This is a genomic window from Bradyrhizobium glycinis, assembly GCF_016031655.1.
GTDB classification, from domain to species: Bacteria; Pseudomonadota; Alphaproteobacteria; order Rhizobiales; family Xanthobacteraceae; genus Bradyrhizobium; species Bradyrhizobium glycinis.
On record NZ_JACCHQ010000009.1, the window covers coordinates 30,547 to 49,308 of the forward strand.

20 protein-coding genes are annotated in these 18,762 nt (G+C 63.6%); 10 read left to right on the top strand and 10 right to left on the bottom strand.

Translation table 11 applies throughout. The annotated features are described in order from the left end of the window. Positions 1 to 242 precede the first annotated feature (242 nt). The 3 genes from htpX to HZZ16_RS37925 all read left to right on the top strand — a co-directional run bounded on the left by htpX (position 243) and on the right by HZZ16_RS37925 (position 2,558). Positions 243 to 1,181 carry a zinc metalloprotease HtpX gene (htpX, locus tag HZZ16_RS15495; RefSeq protein ID WP_197949312.1) on the top strand — a complete coding sequence of 313 codons (939 nt, stop codon included), beginning with the start codon at positions 243 to 245 and terminating at the stop codon, positions 1,179 to 1,181. A 134-nt stretch (positions 1,182 to 1,315) separates the two neighbouring features. Further along, positions 1,316 to 1,957 (top strand): tetratricopeptide repeat protein, encoded by a 642-nt coding sequence (locus tag HZZ16_RS15500; protein WP_197949313.1) that lies wholly within the window; start codon positions 1,316 to 1,318, stop codon positions 1,955 to 1,957. 226 nt (positions 1,958 to 2,183) lie between these two features. Continuing rightward, positions 2,184 to 2,558, top strand: coding sequence for a DUF3551 domain-containing protein (locus HZZ16_RS37925; RefSeq protein ID WP_311974142.1), 375 nt, complete (start codon positions 2,184 to 2,186; stop codon positions 2,556 to 2,558). Between the two features lie 39 nt (positions 2,559 to 2,597). Here HZZ16_RS37925 and HZZ16_RS15510 read toward each other — a convergent pair whose 3' ends face one another. Further along, positions 2,598 to 2,942, bottom strand: a complete 345-nt coding sequence (locus tag HZZ16_RS15510; protein WP_197949315.1) for a hypothetical protein — start codon at positions 2,940 to 2,942, stop codon at positions 2,598 to 2,600. Positions 2,943 to 3,105: 163 nt separating this feature from the next. Beyond that, the gene (locus HZZ16_RS15515; protein ID WP_197949316.1) at positions 3,106 to 3,906 is read right to left on the bottom strand and encodes a hypothetical protein; all 801 of its coding nucleotides are present in this window, start codon (positions 3,904 to 3,906) and stop codon (positions 3,106 to 3,108) included. Between the two features lie 234 nt (positions 3,907 to 4,140). On the opposite strand from HZZ16_RS15515, the gene HZZ16_RS15520 reads away from it, so the two are divergent. Next, the gene (locus HZZ16_RS15520; protein ID WP_018648871.1) at positions 4,141 to 4,434 is read left to right on the top strand and encodes an antibiotic biosynthesis monooxygenase; all 294 of its coding nucleotides are present in this window, start codon (positions 4,141 to 4,143) and stop codon (positions 4,432 to 4,434) included. A 145-nt stretch (positions 4,435 to 4,579) separates the two neighbouring features. Here the strand turns inward: HZZ16_RS15520 and HZZ16_RS15525 are convergent, their stop codons facing one another. Beyond that, the gene (locus HZZ16_RS15525) at positions 4,580 to 6,025 is read right to left on the bottom strand and encodes a helix-turn-helix domain-containing protein (RefSeq protein ID WP_197949317.1); all 1,446 of its coding nucleotides are present in this window, start codon (positions 6,023 to 6,025) and stop codon (positions 4,580 to 4,582) included. 229 nt (positions 6,026 to 6,254) lie between these two features. Here HZZ16_RS15525 and HZZ16_RS15530 point away from each other — a divergent pair, with 229 nt between their 5' ends. From HZZ16_RS15530 to HZZ16_RS15540, 3 genes are all read left to right on the top strand, one after another. Beyond that, a complete protein-coding gene (locus tag HZZ16_RS15530) occupies positions 6,255 to 7,889 on the top strand; it encodes an isocitrate lyase (RefSeq protein WP_197949318.1) in 1,635 nt (544 codons plus the stop codon). Between the two features lie 31 nt (positions 7,890 to 7,920). Further along, entirely contained in the window at positions 7,921 to 8,133 is a 213-nt protein-coding gene (locus tag HZZ16_RS15535; protein ID WP_197949319.1) for a DUF4170 domain-containing protein, read from the top strand. Between the two features lie 194 nt (positions 8,134 to 8,327). Further along, positions 8,328 to 8,882: a hypothetical protein gene (locus tag HZZ16_RS15540; protein ID WP_197949320.1), complete on the top strand. Its 555-nt coding sequence runs from the start codon at positions 8,328 to 8,330 to the stop codon at positions 8,880 to 8,882. 111 nt (positions 8,883 to 8,993) lie between these two features. Here the strand turns inward: HZZ16_RS15540 and HZZ16_RS15545 are convergent, their stop codons facing one another. Then, positions 8,994 to 9,878, bottom strand: a complete 885-nt coding sequence (locus HZZ16_RS15545) for a metallophosphoesterase family protein (protein ID WP_197949473.1) — start codon at positions 9,876 to 9,878, stop codon at positions 8,994 to 8,996. A gap of 109 nt (positions 9,879 to 9,987) precedes the next feature. Between HZZ16_RS15545 and HZZ16_RS15550 the strand changes: the two genes are divergently transcribed. From HZZ16_RS15550 to HZZ16_RS15560, 3 genes are all read left to right on the top strand, one after another. Beyond that, entirely contained in the window at positions 9,988 to 10,479 is a 492-nt protein-coding gene (locus HZZ16_RS15550; protein WP_197949321.1) for an NUDIX domain-containing protein, read from the top strand. Positions 10,480 to 10,666: 187 nt separating this feature from the next. Then, positions 10,667 to 11,608: a glycosyltransferase family 2 protein gene (locus HZZ16_RS15555; RefSeq protein ID WP_197949322.1), complete on the top strand. Its 942-nt coding sequence runs from the start codon at positions 10,667 to 10,669 to the stop codon at positions 11,606 to 11,608. Positions 11,609 to 11,704: 96 nt separating this feature from the next. Continuing rightward, positions 11,705 to 12,220 carry a GNAT family N-acetyltransferase gene (locus tag HZZ16_RS15560; RefSeq protein ID WP_197949323.1) on the top strand — a complete coding sequence of 172 codons (516 nt, stop codon included), beginning with the start codon at positions 11,705 to 11,707 and terminating at the stop codon, positions 12,218 to 12,220. A gap of 116 nt (positions 12,221 to 12,336) precedes the next feature. Here the strand turns inward: HZZ16_RS15560 and HZZ16_RS38145 are convergent, their stop codons facing one another. The 6 genes from HZZ16_RS38145 to HZZ16_RS15590 all read right to left on the bottom strand — a co-directional run bounded on the left by HZZ16_RS38145 (position 12,337) and on the right by HZZ16_RS15590 (position 18,661). Then, positions 12,337 to 13,449, bottom strand: a complete 1,113-nt coding sequence (locus HZZ16_RS38145) for a helix-turn-helix transcriptional regulator (RefSeq protein WP_197949324.1) — start codon at positions 13,447 to 13,449, stop codon at positions 12,337 to 12,339. 24 nt (positions 13,450 to 13,473) lie between these two features. Then, positions 13,474 to 13,653: a hypothetical protein gene (locus HZZ16_RS15570; RefSeq protein ID WP_197949325.1), complete on the bottom strand. Its 180-nt coding sequence runs from the start codon at positions 13,651 to 13,653 to the stop codon at positions 13,474 to 13,476. A gap of 16 nt (positions 13,654 to 13,669) precedes the next feature. Then, positions 13,670 to 14,500 carry a sulfite exporter TauE/SafE family protein gene (locus tag HZZ16_RS15575; protein WP_197949326.1) on the bottom strand — a complete coding sequence of 277 codons (831 nt, stop codon included), beginning with the start codon at positions 14,498 to 14,500 and terminating at the stop codon, positions 13,670 to 13,672. Positions 14,501 to 15,122: 622 nt separating this feature from the next. Next, positions 15,123 to 17,513 carry a TonB-dependent receptor gene (locus HZZ16_RS15580; RefSeq protein WP_197949327.1) on the bottom strand — a complete coding sequence of 797 codons (2,391 nt, stop codon included), beginning with the start codon at positions 17,511 to 17,513 and terminating at the stop codon, positions 15,123 to 15,125. Positions 17,514 to 17,655: 142 nt separating this feature from the next. After that, positions 17,656 to 18,060, bottom strand: coding sequence for a DUF2946 domain-containing protein (locus HZZ16_RS15585; protein ID WP_197949328.1), 405 nt, complete (start codon positions 18,058 to 18,060; stop codon positions 17,656 to 17,658). Positions 18,061 to 18,211: 151 nt separating this feature from the next. After that, positions 18,212 to 18,661, bottom strand: a complete 450-nt coding sequence (locus HZZ16_RS15590; RefSeq protein WP_197949329.1) for a globin family protein — start codon at positions 18,659 to 18,661, stop codon at positions 18,212 to 18,214. Positions 18,662 to 18,762: the final 101 nt, after the last annotated feature.

Below are 18,762 nucleotides of genomic sequence, written 5' to 3' on the forward strand. Positions count from 1 at the left end.
GCAAGGACCGTGCAGCGTGCCCGGTTACCGCGGATTAAGCCGGACGTGCACTTTCCAGGTTGCTAACCCTCCGCGAGTGTTTTTGCGCAAATCTCCATCAAGCTTTAGCCCGGCAGGAAAGGCTGCCGGTTGCGGTGACGCATCTGCGGCCCGGCGACGCACGAACCTTGCGGTGGTCTCGTGCATTCATACCTCGAAGGCGCGGCCGGAGGCTTGCCCGCGGCCGGCCAGGAGAGACGGCCATGAACTATTTTCGTACCGCAATGCTGCTCGCAGGCCTGACCGCCCTGTTCATGGGCGTCGGCTATCTGATCGGCGGCGCCTCGGGCGCCATGATCGCGCTCGTCATTGCCGCTGCAACCAACCTCTTCACCTACTGGAACTCCGACCGCATGGTGCTGTCCATGTACGGCGCCCATGAGGTCGATCGCTCAACCGCGCCGGAGTTGGTCGGCCTCGTCGCCGAGCTTGCGGGCCGTGCCGGCCTGCCGATGCCGCGCGTGTTCGTGATGGATGAGATCCAGCCCAACGCGTTCGCCACCGGCCGCAATCCGGAAAACGCCGCTGTCGCCGTCACCGCCGGTCTGATGAACCAGCTCAGCCGCGAGGAGCTCGCCGGCGTCATCGCGCACGAGCTCGCGCACATCAAGCATCACGACACGCTGCTGATGACGATTACCGCGACCATTGCCGGCGCGATCTCGATGCTGGCGCAGTTCGGCATGTTCTTCGGTGGCAATCGCGACAACAACAACGGTCCGGGCATCGTCGGCTCGATCCTGTTGATGATCCTCGCTCCGCTCGGTGCCATGCTGGTGCAGATGGCGATCAGCCGCACCCGCGAATATGCCGCCGACAATCTCGGCGCGCGCATCGTGGGACAGCCGATGTGGCTGGCCTCTGCGCTGGTGAAGATCGAGGGCGCCGCGCACCAGGTTCCGAACTACGAGGCCGAGCGAAACCCTGCGACCGCGCACATGTTCATCATCAATCCGCTGTCGGGCCACGGGATGGACAATCTGTTCGCCACCCACCCCTCGACGCAGAACCGCGTCGCTGCGCTCCAGCAACTGGCGGCCGAGCTTGGCACGCGCGCGGCGCCGTCGGTCGGCGCCAACGAGAACTATCCGCCGCGCGGACCGTGGGGCCGCTCCTCCGCTCGTCGCAGTCCTTGGGGCTGACGGAGCCGGCAAGGATTGCGTCCGGCTTTGTGATCTGGCGCACACAGGGTCCTCCCGACCAGTGTTAACACCTCGGCGTGACCATTCCTTCGAAAGGAGATGCGTGGCCGGCCCGCTGCCGGCCACCGTCGAAGATGACCAGAATTGCCGTACCATTGCTGATCGTCCTTTGCGTGCTCGTCGGCTTGTCCACGCACATGGTCGTCAATTGCGGCGACGAGGACGATCCCGACATCTGCTCGGCCGTGATCGGCTTCTCGCCGCTCCGCGGCTCGCTGATCGCCTTCGCCTATGAGGGGCGCGGGCGGATCGCGTTGCGTCACGGCGACTTCAGGCGGGCGATCGCCGATTTCGACGAGGCCATTCACCTCAATCCCAACCGCGCCTCGCTCTATCGCGACCGGGCGGTCGCGCGCCGGCAGAACGGCGACCTCGAGCTTGCCATTGCGGATTATGACGAGGCGATCGCGCACGATCCCAAGCGCGCGGCACCTTATCACCAGCGCGGTCTCGCGCTCGCCGCAATGGGCGATCTCGACCGCGCCATCCTGAGCTACAGCACGGCGGTCCGCCTCGACCCCTCCGATGCGCAGGTCCGTCTCGACCGCGGCCTTGCGTTCCTCGCCCGTGGCCAGACGGACGACGCCCGCGCCGATTTCGAGGCCGTGCTGGCGATGCCCGGCGGCAAGGATGGTCACGCGCGAGAGGCCGCGCGCGCCAAGCTCGCGGAACTCGCCAGCGCCGAGGCGACACTGGTTGCCGCGCCGCAAAGATGAGGATTTGGCGCGGCATTCGCGGCGGCAGCCTCTCACGGCTTAGGAAAGGTGGCTTGTCGCATGGCGGCGAGACGGGTGGGAGATGCGCAAAGCGAGACGGTCGCGGCTGCCCGCTGCGCGTATGAACAAATTCAACTAGTATTGAGTTGGATCAAGACTGGCCGGGCCCAGAGTGCATCCATGTCGTGCGCCCCTGGAGGAGCTTCCAATGTGGAAATGGGCTTTGATGATTCTGACCGTGACTGTCGCGCTGACAGCGGGGCAGGCTCGGGCCCAAACTTATGATCCGGCTTTTCCCGTTTGCCTGTACGTCGTTTCTCGCGGAATGACCCCTTACTATCGATGCAGCTTCACGACGATGGACCAATGCAGGGCGTCGGCAAACGGCCAGATGTGCGTCCTCAATCCCTATTACGCCGGTGCGGCGCCCAGAGGAAACTCTCGGCGTCATCATCGCCAGACCTACGTCCCACCGAGGCCGCCGATCCACTACCGTGCTGCACCATACAATCAGTTCAATGAACCCTATTATGGGGCGTCCCAAGGTTACGCGCCCGGCGAGAAAGAGCGATTTCTCGAAAGCGTGAGGCGACCCATGTGAGGGATGTCGCTCGACAATGTTCTAGCAGCGCAACAACGACTACGTCTTCTTTTTCGCTTTCTTTGCGGCCTTCTTCGCCGGCTTCTCGTCCTTTGCCTCCTTCTCAGCCTTCACCGTAACAGGCGTGCTGGCGGCCAGGCGCATCGATCGCGCGTAGCTGTCGGCGACGTTGTCGGCGGACATCTGCAGGCGCTTTGCGGCCGCATTGGCCTGCTCCATGGTGGCCTTGGCCATCATCTTGAAGCGCTCGCCGGTCTCCTTGCCCTTGGCCTTGGCCGCAAGGCTGTTGAAGCGATCCCGCCGCTCCTTGGCACGGGTCATAAGGCCCGCATGCAGCTGTCTGGCCAGTTGCCGGATCACGACATCCAGGTCGGCGTCCGCCATGTTCTCTCATCCCCTTCGAAAACGGTATCGATGCGGGCGGGACTATGCAGATCGGACCCCGGCTTGGCAATTCCCGGCTGTGCGTCATCCGCAGCTTCCGGCGTGCGGAACAAAAAAGCCGCGCTGTTCGCGCGGCTCCTTGGCTTGGCTTGAGGCCGTCCGCTCACTTCAGCGAGGCGACCGGGCCGTTCGAGGCTGCCGGCTCGGGATCGAAGCCGAACACGCCGACCAGATATTTGTAATAGTCCGGCATCTTCTCCTTGAGCGCTTCGCGCGACTTCGGATCGTGGAATTCGCTTTTGCCGGCCAGGAAGATGCTGGCGGTCACCGCAAAGAATTCCATGGGATTCTTCATCGCATAGGATTCCTTGGGCAAGAGGTCCTTGGACTTGGCGAGGGCGTAATAGGCGATCACGCCCTTGTTGGCGTAGCCGTCCGGCAGCAGCCGCGCGTGGAAGGCGTGCAGCATCTCGTGCAGCAGCACGGCCTCCTTCTCATAGCGCATCATGTCCGGCCGCAGCATGATCACGCCGAGGCCCGAATCAACGGCGAGGTCGACGGCATTGGGATTGGTCCAGCGCTGCTTGGCGGGGTCCCAGACCGTCAGGGTCCGGGGCGCGGTGCGCTGCATGTCCGGCGTGACCCGGCCGTAGCAGGCGGTGGCGGCGCCTTCGTCGAGGCAGGCGAGCTCGCTCGCGACGATCGGAACGGTGTGGAAGAAGCGCAGCACGCGCGGAGAGAGGCCGACGCCTTCGACGACATCGATCTGGCTCTTCAGGTTCTGGGTGAGTTTGTCGACGTCCTTGCGGTCGCGGTTCTCGGAGATGTCGAACATGTAGCCGCGATAGCCCTGGAAGCCCGGCGGCAGCGGCTGCGCCGCGTCGGCATCGAGCGAACCGGCATTGGACGGATTGGCAAAGAGCGCGCCGACAATGGTCGCGGTCAGCAGCAACGCAATGCGCATGATGAACCCCCTGATGTCACTTCGCCCGGCAGATTAGGCCGCCCTTGTTTTGCGAAAAGTGAGTGCGGCGAGACTAAGGCACCGATGTTGAGGCGTGCTTAACCGTTGGTTGCAGATCGCGGAGACGGATTAGGGCCGGGTTAACCAAGCGTGGATCGGCGGCACGGTTCGGCGTAACATTCGCTTCGGGCAAACAGGCCCGGAAGTCCAGACAGCCGGAAAGGGGAGGATGCCATGTATGCCGCCATCCGTCAGGCCAAGGCGAAAAGCGGGAGCGCGGAAGAGCTGACGCGCCGCATCAAGGACGGCGCCGTTCCCATCATCAGCGACGTCGAGGGTTTCCGCGCCTATTACGTCGTCTATGCCGGCGACGACACGGTCACCGCGATCTCGATCTTCGACAAGTTCGAGCAGGCCGAGGAAGCGAACAAGCGCGCCATCGCCTGGATCGAGAAGGATCTCGGCCCGCTGCTCGCAGGCGATGCCCGCGCCGTGGCGGGGCCGGTGATCGTGCATACGCTGGCGTGAGGAGCGCGCTCTTGATGACCGGAGCGGCGACCACGCACTCGGTCGTCATGCCCGGGCTTGACCCGGGCATCCACGTCTTTCTTCGTGCGTGGAGGCGCGTGGATGGCCGGGTCAAGCCCGGCCATGACGGAAGAGAGTGTGTGCCTCACAATTCCCGAGCGTTCGAAAACGCAAACGAACTCACCCTTCTCGTCGTCTCGTCCAAGATCAACGTTCGCGTAATCGGCGGCTCGGCGCGCTGGGCGCAGTTCTCGCGCTCGCAGAGGCGGCAGTTGACGCCGATCGGGGTGCCCTCGGCCTTCTCCAGGTCCATGCCGGTGGCGTAGGTCAGGCGGGCGGCGTGGCGGATCTCGCAGCCGAGGCCAATGGCAAAGCGCGGCTGTGGCAGCGGATGCGGCGCCACGGGGCGGCGCACCATCTGCGCGATCGAGAAATAGCGCGTGCCGTCCGGCAGCTCGATCACCTGCTTGAGCAGACGATCCGGCGTGTCGAAGGTCGAATGCACGTTCCAGAGCGGACATGTGCCGCCGAATTTCGAGAACGGGAAGGTGCCGGAGGAGAAGCGCTTGGAGACGTTGCCGGCATTGTCGACGCGCAAGAGGAAGAACGGAATCCCGCGCGCGTTCGGCCGCTGCAGCGTGGTGAGGCGATGGCAGACCTGCTCGAAGCCGGAATTGAAGCGCTGTGCCAGCACGTGGATGTCGTAGTTCAGCGCTTCGGCGGCCGCGAGGAACGCCGGGTAGGGCATCATCACGGCGGCCGCGAAATAATTGCCGAGGGTGATCCGGAACAGCCGGCGCGGCGCATCGTCGAGCGGGCCGGCCCGGCCGATGATGGTCTCCAGCGCTTGCGCGCATTCCCCGAGGCCCAGCTGGAAAGCGAGCTGGAATGCCCGGCCGGGCGGATCGACCAGCTCCGAGATCAGCAGTTGGCGGCGGTGGCGGTCGAAGCGGCGGAGCGTCTCGCGCATGACGTCGACCGGCATGATGCGGGTCTGGATCGAATGCTTCTCACGCAGGCGCGCGGCCAGCGCGGCATAGAGCCCCTCGGCGGGCACGTTCAACTCGTCGCGCAGATTTTCCGCCGCCTGCTCCAGCTCCGGAAAATAGTTGCGGTTGGCCTCGATCAGCTCGCGCACGCGCTCGACCGGATTGGCCTCATAGCGCGTGCCGACGTCGCGGTCGGCCATCTGCGCCGCCGCCAGCGTCTCGCCCTGGCGCGCCTCGGTATAGGCCGCGTAGAGCCGCTGCAGCGCATGGGTGACGCCCGGGCAGAGCTCGGCGAGGTCGCGCAGCTCCTGCTTGGGCACGTCGATCTGCCGGAACAGGGGATCGGAGAAGATCTCATTCAGCTCGGCGAAGAAGCGGTCCTCGTCCGCGGTGGCGAGGTCGCGCAGGTCCAGGTCATAGGTCTCGGCGAGCCGCAGCAGGATCTGCGCTGTGACCGGGCGCTGGTTGCGCTCGATCAGGTTGACATAGCTCGGCGAGATCCCGAGCCCCTCGGCGATCTGGGTCTGCGACAGCCCCAATTGCTGCCGGATCCGCCGGAAGCGCGGGCCGACGAAGAGTTTCTTGCCGGAATCGGCGGGCATTTCTCTGGTCTCCGGACTCAATCAAGGTCAGAACAGCTAACCTATTATTTACAAGATTTACAAAGTGACATCTATTACACGTTCAGATGTTACATGACATCACCAATAAAAAACAAGCCATCTATACGAACTTTGCCTTTTCGCGTTTAGCTCCTGACACGCATCTCGCAATGCATTGTCAAGAATGTCGATGGCTGCCATCGCCGTCGTCAGCGAAAGGATCAGGCACATGAATTACCAGCCCCGCGGTATCAGCACCTTCCAGGGTCCGTCCTCGTATCAGGACGAGGTCAAGGCGGCTCAGGCTCTCCTTGAGACCCAGCCGACCTGGAATGGCGTGTCGGCCGAGGCCGTCGCGCGCATGCGCCTGCAGAACCGTTTCAAGACCGGCCTCGACATCGCCCGCTACACCGCGGCCGTGATGCGCGCCGACATGGCCGCTTATGACAAGGATCCCACCAAGTACACCCAGTCGCTGGGCTGCTGGCACGGTTTCATCGCCCAGCAGAAGCTGATCTCGGTGAAGAAGCACTTCGGCGGCAAGACCGACCGCACCTACCTCTATCTCTCCGGTTGGATGATCGCGGCGCTGCGCTCCGAATTTGGTCCGCTGCCCGACCAGTCCATGCACGAGAAGACCGCGGTGCCGGCGCTGATCGAGGAGCTCTACACCTTCCTGCGTCAGGCCGACTCGCGCGAGCTCAACGACATCTTCCGCCTGCTCGACAAGGCGCGCAAGGAAGGCGACAAGACCCGCGAGAAGGAGCTGATCGAGAAGATCGACAACTTCCAGACCCACGTCGTCCCCGTCATCGCCGACATCGATGCCGGCTTCGGCAACGCGGAGGCGACCTATCTGCTCGCCAAGAAGATGATCGAGGCGGGCGCCTGCGCGCTGCAGATCGAGAACCAGGTCTCCGACGAGAAGCAGTGCGGCCACCAGGACGGCAAGGTCACCGTGCCGCATGACGTCTTCCTGGCGAAGATCCGCGCTTGCCGCCACGCCTTCCTCGAGCTCGGTGTCGAAGACGGCATCGTCGTGACCCGCACCGACTCGCTCGGCGCCGGCCTGACGCAGCAGATCGCCGTCAGCCACAAGCCCGGCGACATCGGCGACCAGTACAACAGCTTCCTCGATTGCGAGGAAATCACCGCGGAGAACGCCCGCAACGGCGACGTCATCATCAACCGCAACGGCAAGCTGATGCGTCCGAAGCGGCTGCCGTCGAACCTCTACCAGTTCCGCCCCGGCACCGGTGCAGACCGCTGCGTGCTCGATTGCATCACCTCGCTGCAGAACGGCGCTGACCTGCTCTGGATCGAGACCGAGAAGCCGCATATCGAGCAGATCGCGAGCATGGTCGACCGCATCCGCAAGGTGGTGCCGAACGCCAAGCTCGCCTACAACAACTCGCCGTCGTTCAACTGGACCCTCAACTTCCGTTGGCAGGTCTACGATGCCTGGAAGGAAGCGGGCCAGGACGTCAGCAAGTACAACCGTGCCGATCTGATGAAGGCGGAATACGACGACACGCCACTGGCGAAGGAAGCCGACGAGCGCATCCGCACCTTCCAGGCGGATTCGGCCAAGCGCGCCGGCATCTTCCACCACCTGATCACGCTGCCGACCTATCACACGGCCGCGCTCTCGACCGACAATCTCGCGCGCGAGTATTTCGGCGAGCAGGGCATGCTGGGCTACGTCAAGAACGTCCAGCGCGCCGAGATCCGTCAGGGCATCGCCTGCGTGAAGCACCAGAACATGGCCGGCTCCGACATCGGCGACGACCACAAGGAGTACTTCGCGGGCGAAGCTGCCCTCAAGGCGGGTGGCGTCCACAACACGATGAACCAGTTCGGCTAACGCATCGCGCAAGTTCGAGAGGAGACTGACAATGACCAAAGGCAGCAATTTCTGGGTGATCGGCGGCGAGTTCGGTTCGATGAACTTCCACAAGCTCGTCGAAGGCTCGGCCCAGGTCAAAGGTCCGTTCAAGACCCGCAAGGAAGCCGAGGACTGCTGGCGCGAGGTGTCGGAACAGAGCCGTCACATGGCCGGCGTCCGCTTCTCGATCGTGGAAGAGCCGCAGCGCGCCCCGGCAGCCTGATCGGCCGCTGCCGAGCTGAAACAAGAAGACGTCCAAGGACGGATGGTCCCATCCAGGCCTAGCCTGGGTGGGATCGTCTGTTTTTGGCACAGGTGAAAGGGCTGTGGGTGCCGTAAGTCTCTGGAATTGTGGGCCTTTGCGGAGGGTTTGGTTGCTGATAGGTTAATGGGGATAAGTCGAGGACGAGGCCGACAATGTCAGAGCCCGAAACCAGCGGGACCCATCCCGGCCAGCCGCGCCCGGTGCGGCTGCGCGATGCGCTGCTGCGCGCGCGGATCGAGGCGGCCGACCGCACCGGCGTCGTCGTCGATTTGCGCGACGCCGAGGTGGCGCGGCTGGAGATCCTCAACGATGCGCTCGATCCCCTGTTCGCGCAGGTGCCCGATCAGATCGATCTGTTCGACCGCGGCATCAGCCAGGGCGATACGCCGCGGCTGTGGATCGACGTCGTGGCTCACATCGTGATGGGCCGCGACAAGCGGATGTACCGCTTCGTGCAGGACACCCGCTTCGGCCGTATCGTGCTCGCCGAATCGCACGACACCGCCGTGATCGTCGATGCCGTCACCGACTATGTCGCGCGCCGCATGGTCGAGCGCGAGCGTGCGATGGTGGTCGCGCCCGAACCGCAGGCCCCGGCCACCGCGCTGCCGCGCCGCTCGCGCCTGTGGCCGTTCGTGTTCGGCTTCGTGCTCGGCGCTGCCGCGTTGTTCGGGGTAGCGTTGGTTGCGGCGTTGCGAAGCTGGTGAGGCCGTCATCCCGGGGCGCGCGCAGCGCGAACCCGGGATCCATTCATCAGCACGCGCTGCAGCCCGATGGATTCCGGGTTCATGCTTCGCATGCCCCGGAATGACATCCAACTAAATCAACCGCACATGCTTGATCTGCCCGATCTGAAATCCGGCCCCGAGACTTCGCACCGTCTGCTCACAGCGCCAGCCGGCATTGTCCTTCTCAATTCTGAAAAGATTGTACGCCGCCGCCGGATAGCGTCCGTGCGCGAGCGCGGAGGCCGACGGCACGCCGAGCACGGGAATCCTGCCGTTGGGGCCTTCCACCCAGATCGTCGAATGAACGTGATCGTGCCCGTGCAGGACCAGCTCGACGCCGTGGCGCTTCAGGAGCGCCAGCAGTTCTGGCGCGTCCGTCATCCGCTTCTGGCGCGCGCTGGATTTCAACGGATGATGCACCAGCAGCACGCGGAAGACGTCTTCCGCCGCGAGCTGCTCGAGCACCTGCGCAAGCGCAGCGAGCTGATCGCGCCCGAGCGTGCCGGTCGCCATCAGCGGCAGGGTCGGCACCGCCGTGGACAGGCTGATCAGCGCCAGCGGCCCGCGCCGGCGCACCGCGGGGAAGGCTGCACCGCCGGGTGTGTCCGCGGCGATGTAGTGCAGGAACGTCTCGCCGAAGCGATGACGCGTCGCGCTGACATAGGCGTCGTGATTGCCGGGAATCGCGGTCACGCGGTCGGGCGGGCCGACGCTTTCGAGCCAGGCCAGCGCCGGCGCGAACTCCGCCTCCAGCGCCAGGTTGACGAGATCGCCCGTCACTGCGATGTGGTCCGGCGCCTGCGCCTTCATGTCGGCGACGAGCGTGTCGAGAACCTCGCGGCGCTGGTATTTGTGGCGGTTGCGCGTCCAGTTGACATAGCCGAGCGCGCGCTTGCCCGTGAGCTCGATCAGCCGCGGCTTCGGCAAAGGCGCCAGATGCGGATCGGACAGGTGGGCGAGCGTGAAGGGGGCCAGCGTGAAGGGAGTCATGGCGCGCGAATGCCTCGCTATTGCTCCGCTGTAATGGCAAGGTCGCGCGCGCCGCGCAAGCAGGGCCTGAACCGGGGAGCGTCAAGAAAGGCTGATGGGAGAACGTCTGAACCGAGCCCGACGGAAAGCCGAGCCGCTGCTGCGGCGGTTCTTCCACGTCTATTTCCTGCTCGTCCGCGGCATGACGCTCGGCGTCCGCGCCGTGGTGCTGGATGCCGACAATCGCGTGTTCCTGGTCAGGCACAGCTACGTCAGCGGCTGGTATTTGCCTGGCGGCGGCGTCGATTTCGGCGAGACCATGGAACAGGCGTTGCGGCGCGAGCTCAAGGAGGAGGGCGACATCGATCTGACCGGCGAGGCGATCCTGCACGGCGTCTTCCTCAACAGCCACGTCTCCCGCCGCGATCACGTCGCGGTCTACGTGGTCAGGCAATTCAGGCAGGACCGCGTCCCCGAGCCCAACCGCGAGATCGTCGAATGCGGGTTCTTCGACAATGCCGCGTTGCCCGAGGGTACCACGCCCGGCACGCGGCTGCGGATCGCCGAAGTGCTCGATGGCAAACCCGTAATTGCGACGTGGCGCTGAGGGCGGCTTGTGTTAGAGCATGATCCGGAAAAGTGTGCAGCGGTTTTCCGAGAAGATCATGCTCAAACAAAAACCTAAAGCGCGATGATGATTCGTTCTAGTCTCATCGCGCTTTAGTAACCCGCTCGATGCGCACGGCAGGCCACGCCGCTCGGGCGCGAGTCGATAAGCCCGGAGTGCTGCCCTGATGACCACAATGCAACTTCGTATCGCGGTGCTGGTGCCCTGCTACAACGAGGAGGCTGCGGTCGCGACCGTGGTCGCCGATTTCCGCAAGGCGCTGCCCTCGGCGGAGATCTACGTCTACGACAACAATTCGCGCGACCGGACCGCCGCGGTCGCGCGCGAAGCCGGCGCCATCGTGCGCAGCGAGCGCCGGCAGGGCAAGGGTCACGTCGTGCGCCGCATGTTCGCGGACGTCGAGGCCGACGTCTATGTGCTGGTCGATGGCGACGCCACCTACGATGCGCCGAGCGCACCAATCATGATCGACAAGCTGCTCGACGAGCATCTCGACATGGTGGTCGGCCTTCGCGTCGATCAGGTCCAGGCCGCCTACCGGCTCGGCCATCGCACCGGCAACCGCATGCTGACCGGCTTCCTGTCCGACACCTTCGGCCACGCCTTCAAGGACATCCTGTCCGGCTACCGGGTGTTCTCGCGCCGCTTCGTCAAGTCCTTTCCCGTCCTCTCCGACGGTTTCGAGATCGAGACCGAGCTCGCGGTCTACGCGCTGGAATTGTCGCTGCCGGTCGCCGAGGTCGAGACGCCCTATTACGCGCGCCCCGAAGGCTCATTCTCGAAGCTCAACACCTGGCGCGACGGCTTTCGCATCTTCGGCACCATGCTGAAGCTCTATCGCGCCGAGCGGCCGTTGCGCTTCTTCACGGTGATCGGAATCCTGCTGGCGCTGGCGTCGATCATCTTCGCGATTCCGATCGTGATCACCTTCATCGAAACCGGCCTCGTGCCGCGCCTGCCCACCGCGGTGCTGTCGATGGGCCTAATGATCATGGCCCTGCTGTCGGTGTCATCAGGGCTCGTGCTCGATACGGTGACGCGAGGGCGGCGGGAGATGAAGATGCTGGCCTATCTGTCCCAGCCGGCGTCGAAACGGGACGCAGGTTGAGCCAGGCCCGCAGCTCACCCGCTGGCGAGAGGCGTGGCCCGGCACGGACACCGCCCATGGACCTTCGCAGGCGCAAGTGCTACTCCGCGACTTGACATGAACGATCTCTCACTGACCATCCTTCCCGAAGCCGCCGGCGACGCCCAGGCCATCGAGCGGCTGCACGAACGCACCTTCGGCCCCGGCCGCTTCGTGCTGAGCGCCTACCGGATCCGCGAGCACGTCGACCATCTGCTCGAATTGTCCTTCACGGCCCGCATCGGCACGCTCCTGGTCGGCTCCGTCAGGCAATTGCCGATCCTGATCGGCGACACGCCGGCGCTGCTGCTCGGGCCGCTCACCGTCGAACCGCCGTTCCGCGACCGCGGCATCGGCCGTCTTTTGATGGAGCGCGCGCTGAAGGACGCCAGGGCGCAGGGTCACCGTCTGGTGCTGCTGGTCGGCGACGAGCCCTATTACGGCCGCATCGGCTTCAAGCAGGTCGCCAAGGGCCGCGTCACCATGCCCGGCCCGGTCGATGCCGCGCGCATCCTGATGTTCGAGCTGGTCGACGGCGCCTTCGAGGGCGTGTCGGGCGCGGTCGGCCCCGACTGGAGCAAGGCGCGGGGCTAGGAGCGACGGTCCGCAGTTCTGGCGGAGCGTCCGCCGCAGTCCGAGAGCGGAGGCGGAGGGGGGCGCAGTCCGAGCCGATTGCCCCACGTTAGAGATCGCTGACTTCGCCTTCGAGGCTAAGAGGCTTCGCCTGGAGACTTGACCACACCAATCGTTGCAAGGAGAGCAGCAAGTTCAGCCTGACCTCTCGTATCGGTCTTGGCAAAGACCCGCCTGAGATGAGTCTTGACCGTATTTGCCGACAGCCCCAGCATAGTGGCCGCTTCCGACGTCGTACCGCCAGACGATGCCGCAACTGCCACGCGCGCTTCCGCCTTGGTCAAGCCATAAGCATTCATCAGCTGATGCGAACTCGCCCTTGCTCTTCGTGGTGGGTCGATCACGAAAGCGGCGCAGGCAGCGTTACGGATGAAGGCCCCGCCGAGCATGGCAACTTCTTGGCTGCGCAGCCCGACGATGATGATGGTCAGAAGCCGCGTCCCATCGACCGCCGGCAGGCTCATCGTTCCACCGGCTCCGCCGGCCAATGCCGACCGGACGAGGTCTCCGAGGCGTCTTGAATGTGGTGACGACCAAGTGGCCATCGAAGGCTTGAGCCTGAGCGTTCCTTCGGCTTCGAGAGAGCAAGACGTCTGGTTCGCAAAGAGGACATGTGCTCTGGGGCCCATGACGACGACGCCGTCCGCCAATTGATCGATCACGTCGAACGCGGCATTCCGCAGGGCGTGATATCCGGTCAGGCGAAATCCCAATGTCACGGATCTCCGCAGATGGGGGGCCAACATTTCGATGGTTTTCTGATCGCTGGCCTCGAACTCTCCGCGATTTCTGCTGCGGCAGATATTGAAGGCTACGCGGAAGTCATCTCGCGCAGCGAGTGCAATCATTGCGTTGTGGCCGATGCCTTGCGGCCTGAGCACCTCGTCGTAAAAGCCCGATCTTTCGAGTTCGCGCAGTGGCACCACGTCGTCCGACACGACGACTCGTCCGACCGGTTTGTCCTCCATCGCCATCGACCAGAGGTTCTGCATGTGGCGATCCTGATAGACCTGATTGCATTCCTGGCTCAAGCGGCCGTTGAAGTCGAAGTAGACCTGCTGAGCGGCGACCGATTGCCCAAACAGTACCCCGCCTTCGCTTCCCGTGAGATCGGCGATACCGGCGAGAGCCGCCGGCCAGAGATCCTGCCGCCCTGCGGCGTCGTAGATCAAATCGAGGATGCGTTCCACTGGTGCAGTCAAGGAAGCTGCCCGCTATTTCTTCAGGGATGAAGAATGCATCCCCGTGCTTGCAATTTGCAGATCGTGGCTGGTCGCCACTGCGAGCGCGAGCATGATGGCCAGTAGCGAACCGTAGAAGCCGACCACCGCGAGCCGCCACTTGCGCACCAGGCGGCGTTCGGATTGGTTGAAGTCGTGCGGGACTTTCTGCATGGGATGCTCCGAGCGCTCAGAGGGGGCTGACGAAACCAATTCCGGCAAACATCAGCAGCACCCCCACGATGCGGTTGAACGTGGACGTGTCGAGGCGATCGAAGATGATCAGTCCGCCATAGGCGCCGAGCACTGCGGGCGCTGCATAGGCCAGAAGTCCGAGAGACATCGACTGTGACGGCTTCAAGGCCGTCAGCAGCGACAGCGACACGAGCTGATTGACCAGTATGAACGGCTGTACGATCGAGCGGGCGCGGTGCTTGTCGAATCCTTGGATATGGCACCATATGGAAACGAATGCGGCGGGAAATGCCGCGAGACCTCCGGTAACGCCTCCCAGCGCTCCCACGGTGATGCGGCCCCACAAAGGATTGGTCCCGGACTGCAGCTTCGGCTTGAGGGCCGTGAAGGCGCCGTAGGTAATCAGCAGCACGCCCAGCATCGGCAGCAACGTCGACACCGAACTGTTGAAGAGAAGATGAAGCCCGATGGGCAAGGTCAAGATGCTTCCGAAGAGGTAAGGCGCGCATCGGCGCATCTCGATCGATTCCCGCAAGCGCCAGACACAGTAGATCTGCTGAGCGATCGAAGCGACCAAGAGAATCTGGACGATCATGAGCGGTTCGCTCAAGGTATGGAAGAGAAAGGCGCCGGCGATCGGCGAGAAAGCGAAGCCTGCGATGCTCGAAACGAGTGCCGAAATCAGAACGGTCCAGAACGCTGCTTTGGTTGTTCCCGACGTAATGAGAAGTGCGATTGTGAAAATGACCAGGCAGATCGCTGGAATGGCCTGAACTGATCTGACGACGGAGAAGGCCGAAGCTGCCTTTCGATCGACAGGCTGCATGAATACCTCCGATAGCAAGACTTTGGCGGCAATCGCGGTATCAATCCAAAAGTGAGCCTACTCGCGCTGCCGCATAAAGCGTGTGAAACAATTCACGACGTCGAGCCAAAATTCGGCTCGTTGTCGTGATGCTAACGATTGCGAGGCAACGCTGCGTCACCCGACCGGGTGAGAAATCTGGGAACTCGGGCAATCAATCACGCGCATGTCGATCAGAACTTCGGTGCACGGAAATTGTGCGTCTGACCGCAAAAACCAGGTATGTTCGCCGAATGCATTATATGAAATTGCAACTAATGCGTTAGCTATCGAGGCGGTCATAGTTTCGTTGCAGGTTTGGCAAATGACATCATGCTCTCTGCAATTGTTGGCTGCCACAGCGAGATGCGTCCTTCTCCAGCTGAACCTTTGGCAACGATCATCAGTCTGGCCGTTGGCATTGCATTGATTGCAGGAAAGCCACCGGCCGATAGCCATCATAAGGGAATGCGCAACAGGCATCTGGTTGCGAATTGGCGAATGATCCGCAAAATGTGCAGCGGCAAGCTTCGGGTCAGATTCAATCAGACCCGAAGCCCCGCAAAGCGCGGCACACCTCTTGTTCGATGTCGACCAATCTCGCTCAGAACTTGAAGTTCGCGAACGCCCGCACGCCGATGCCGGGCAACAGCACCTGGTCCTTGTTGAAGGAGACGGCGTTGCGGATGTTCTCGTTCAGCAGGTTGTTGCCGAGGAGCCCAACATGCATCTCGCGCGCGCCGAACCAGCTTCGATCGAGCTTGGTCTTGTAGCTGACCTCGGCCCTGAGCAGGTTGTAGCCAGGCGTCGGCGTCTCCGCGATCGGTGCGACGTCGTTTTGCGCGAACGCGTGCAGCAGGTTGATCCGGGCAAACCACTCGGCGTCGCGATAGTACACGCCACCGCCCACGCGCTGGGGCGGAATGCGTGGCACGTTGGTGCCGTCGTCGAAGGTCGCGCGCACGATGTCGTATTGACCCTCGATGCCCCAGATTCCGTTCCAGACCGGCATCACGTCGTACTGGAACTGGAATTCGCCGCCACGGAATGTCGCGTCGCGCTGCGAATAGACCGCCTGATTGAGTTCGAGGCCCGGGCCAAGCTGGCAAACGCCGTCCTCACACGTGTTGCCGGTCAGGCGCCGGTAGATGAAGCCGTTGAACTTGGTGTAGTAGCCGGTGAGTTCGAAGCGAAGCGGCCCGACTGCCCGTCGCAGTCCCGCTTCGACCGACTTGGCGGTCTCGATGCCAAGATTGGGATTGCCGATGTCGAAAGTGGTGGTGGCATCGTGGCCGCCGCGCGAAAACAACTCCGCCGGTTTCGGCGCACGCTCGACATATTGGCCGGTGATGCTCGCGACCAGATCCCAAGGAAGGTTGTGGATCAGGCCGATGCTCCCGCTCACCGGCGTGAAGTTGCGGTTGACCGCCGTTGCGGGGCCGATCGCGGCCGGGTCGACCGCGAGGTCGAACACATCGGGGACGAAGGCTGGCGGCGTGCCGCTCAACCTTGCGCTCTCGACGCGCCCGGCGATCTGGGCCTTGGTCGCTTCGCTGAACTTGAACTCGTTGAAGACGTACCCGGCGACCTTCGTGTTCTTGTTCGGATCGAACAGTCCGTTGATCGGGCTGCCTGGATCATCCGGACTCGGCGCGGTCAGCTTCTGGTGCGACGCCTGAACGCCCACAGCGGTGGTCAGCGCAGCAAAGCGGACGTCGAATGGTGCAAGCTGCACCTCGACGCGGCCTTCCTGTTCCTTGTTGGTGAAGGTTTGTCTCACGCCGAGGGAGGCGAGGTCGGCAGAGTCGGCGAGCCCGACCTCATCGTGCTTATAGTCGGTGGCGCTAGCCCAGAACCGGATCGCATCGATCGCCGCAGCGTCCGGCCGATATTCGCCCTTTGTCGTGAACTTTGTTTGCCGTCCGTCGATCCGCGTCAGGAACTCGCTGCCCTCGATACCGGGAATGTGGTAGAGCGCGTTGTGCTGCGTGATCGCCGCGCCCACGTAGCCGCCGTCGAAGATGTAGGAGCCGCCGACAGATCCGCCGTAGGCCTGCGATGCCGAATTCGCCTGGCGTCCGTTGAACGGCAGCGTCGGGTCGGTCAAGTACGGATAGCTCGGGATGTTGTAGTCGCCGGCCTTGCGGCCAAAGGCATCGGCGTGGAAGGCAAAGTTACCGCCGCCGGCGTCGAGCAGCACGGCACCTTCGGCCCCGCGATCGACCGACGTTACGGCCGTCCGTGTTTCCGCGGTGATGCAGCCCGGCGATCCCACGTTTGCCAGCGGCGCCTTGGTCGGGAGTCCGTAGGTCGGAAACGGCGCCGTGCAGGACGGCAAGGCATCCGGAATTCGATTGTTGGTTGCGCTGACCACGCCGCCGATCGCGGTGGAGCCGTAGCGCAGCGTCGCCGGTCCGCGGATGACCTCGACCTGGCTGGTTGCCAGCGGATCGATCGGCACGAAGTGATCCTCGCCGAGATCGGATGCGCCGTTGCTGCCCGTTCCGTTCTCGACAATGCCGACGCGGTTGACGTCGAGACCCCTGATGATCGGCCGGCTGGATGCGCCGGGTGCGTATTCAGAGCCGGTGATGCCGGGCTTCGAGAACAGGAGATCGCCGAGCGTGCCGCCGCCGTTGCGCCGAATCTCCTCGTTCGGCACCACGGTGACGGTGGCGAACTGATCGGTGACAACAGGCAGCATGCCCTGTTGGGGCGCGGCGGGCACGGGAGCTGCCGGCGCCGCTTCCGCCGTCTGCTCGCGGCTGCGCACCCGCGCGGTCCGCGTGCCGCGGCCGGCGTTGCGCGACGGCACCACCGCTCGACGCACAATTGGACTCGGCGCGGTCACGGTGACGGCGGGAAGCTCGGTCGACGATTTGTCCTGTGACGGCTGTTGTGCCGAGTCCTGGGCGAACGCGGATGTAGCGGCGGCGCCGAGCAGGAGCAGGCTTGCTCCGCCAAGGCGCTGCGCGCGTCGCAATTGAAATGACATGGTCCTGGTTCCACTCAGGCGCCGTCCGGATGAAGCTCTGCTGATCGGCGGCCTGCCGTCGCAATGCGACGAAATTCGACTTCAACTTCTCCCAGGCACTTGCCGATGTGTGGCGAGGCCGGGCGTGATCAAGCGTTGGAGATCAGGACGCAGGAGGGGCGCGCGGCTGGAACGCCGTGCCTGCCGATGTAAGATGAGCGAACTCGGCGTCGAGGCTGCGCCGGAGTAGCTCGATTGCCTGCGGCAGCAGCAGCACGGGCGGCGTCGCCGACACGATTGTGCCCGCCATCGCAATGATGGCGCAGATGGCGCAATTGTCTTCGCCCGAATGCTCGCGGTCAGGGCTTCCGGGCGATTGCTTCTGCACCGCGGCGCGGTCGATCGCAGCAATGCCCTTGGTGCCGTCCGTCTGCTGGGATGAGGATTGAGCAAGGGGTGCGGCCTGCGCGAACCAATGGCTGTGGCCGAATGTCAGCGCGAGCTGCACCAGCATCGCGAACAACGCGAGCCGGGCACCGTGCCTGATATTCGACCGGAACCACTTCATTGAAAAACGCGCCCCAACATCGCGAGAGATCAGCCGTCGTTCGCGCGACGTTATAATATAACATCGCCCGACCGGATGGCAGATGTCAACAGCCGCCGATCTGCGCAGGCGGGCCAGTCACACGGTGTGTCGTCCATGCAACTAGCGACAGTTACGTGCGCCGTAGAGGGCTTGTGATCGGTGACGACGACGAACTGCTGTCAACAGCGATCATACGCTGAGCAATGATGCCGTAAACCTTGCGCCAGGCCTGCTCCACGTCATCGGTCCAATGCGCGCCAAGACCGCGCGCAAAGCTCCAGATCAGAGCTTCGCCGACGACCGGGTAGTGCTCAGGTCTCACGCCATAACGCAGGTGATTGCGGCCGAGGATGTCGGCACCCGGCAATAGGCCAGTCGTCTCATCGAGGCTGCCAACCAACACCGCGAGCTTCGAGATGAAATCATGCTTGAGGTCGGTCATGTCGGCCGGAAACATCGGTCGGATTTCCGGCGCAAGTTCAAACATCCGATCGTAGAACGTCGTCGTCATGTCCGTCGCGTTCGCGAATACCCTGTCGAAGGAAGACCTGACGCGAACGATCTCCTCTGCGGTCAACATCTCAATTCCCATTTTTAAAAACTAGCCGACAGGGGCTGCGCAGATGCTGAGTGGCAACGGCACTTGCCCGTAGAGCTCAACATTCGGTCCGTATGACACCG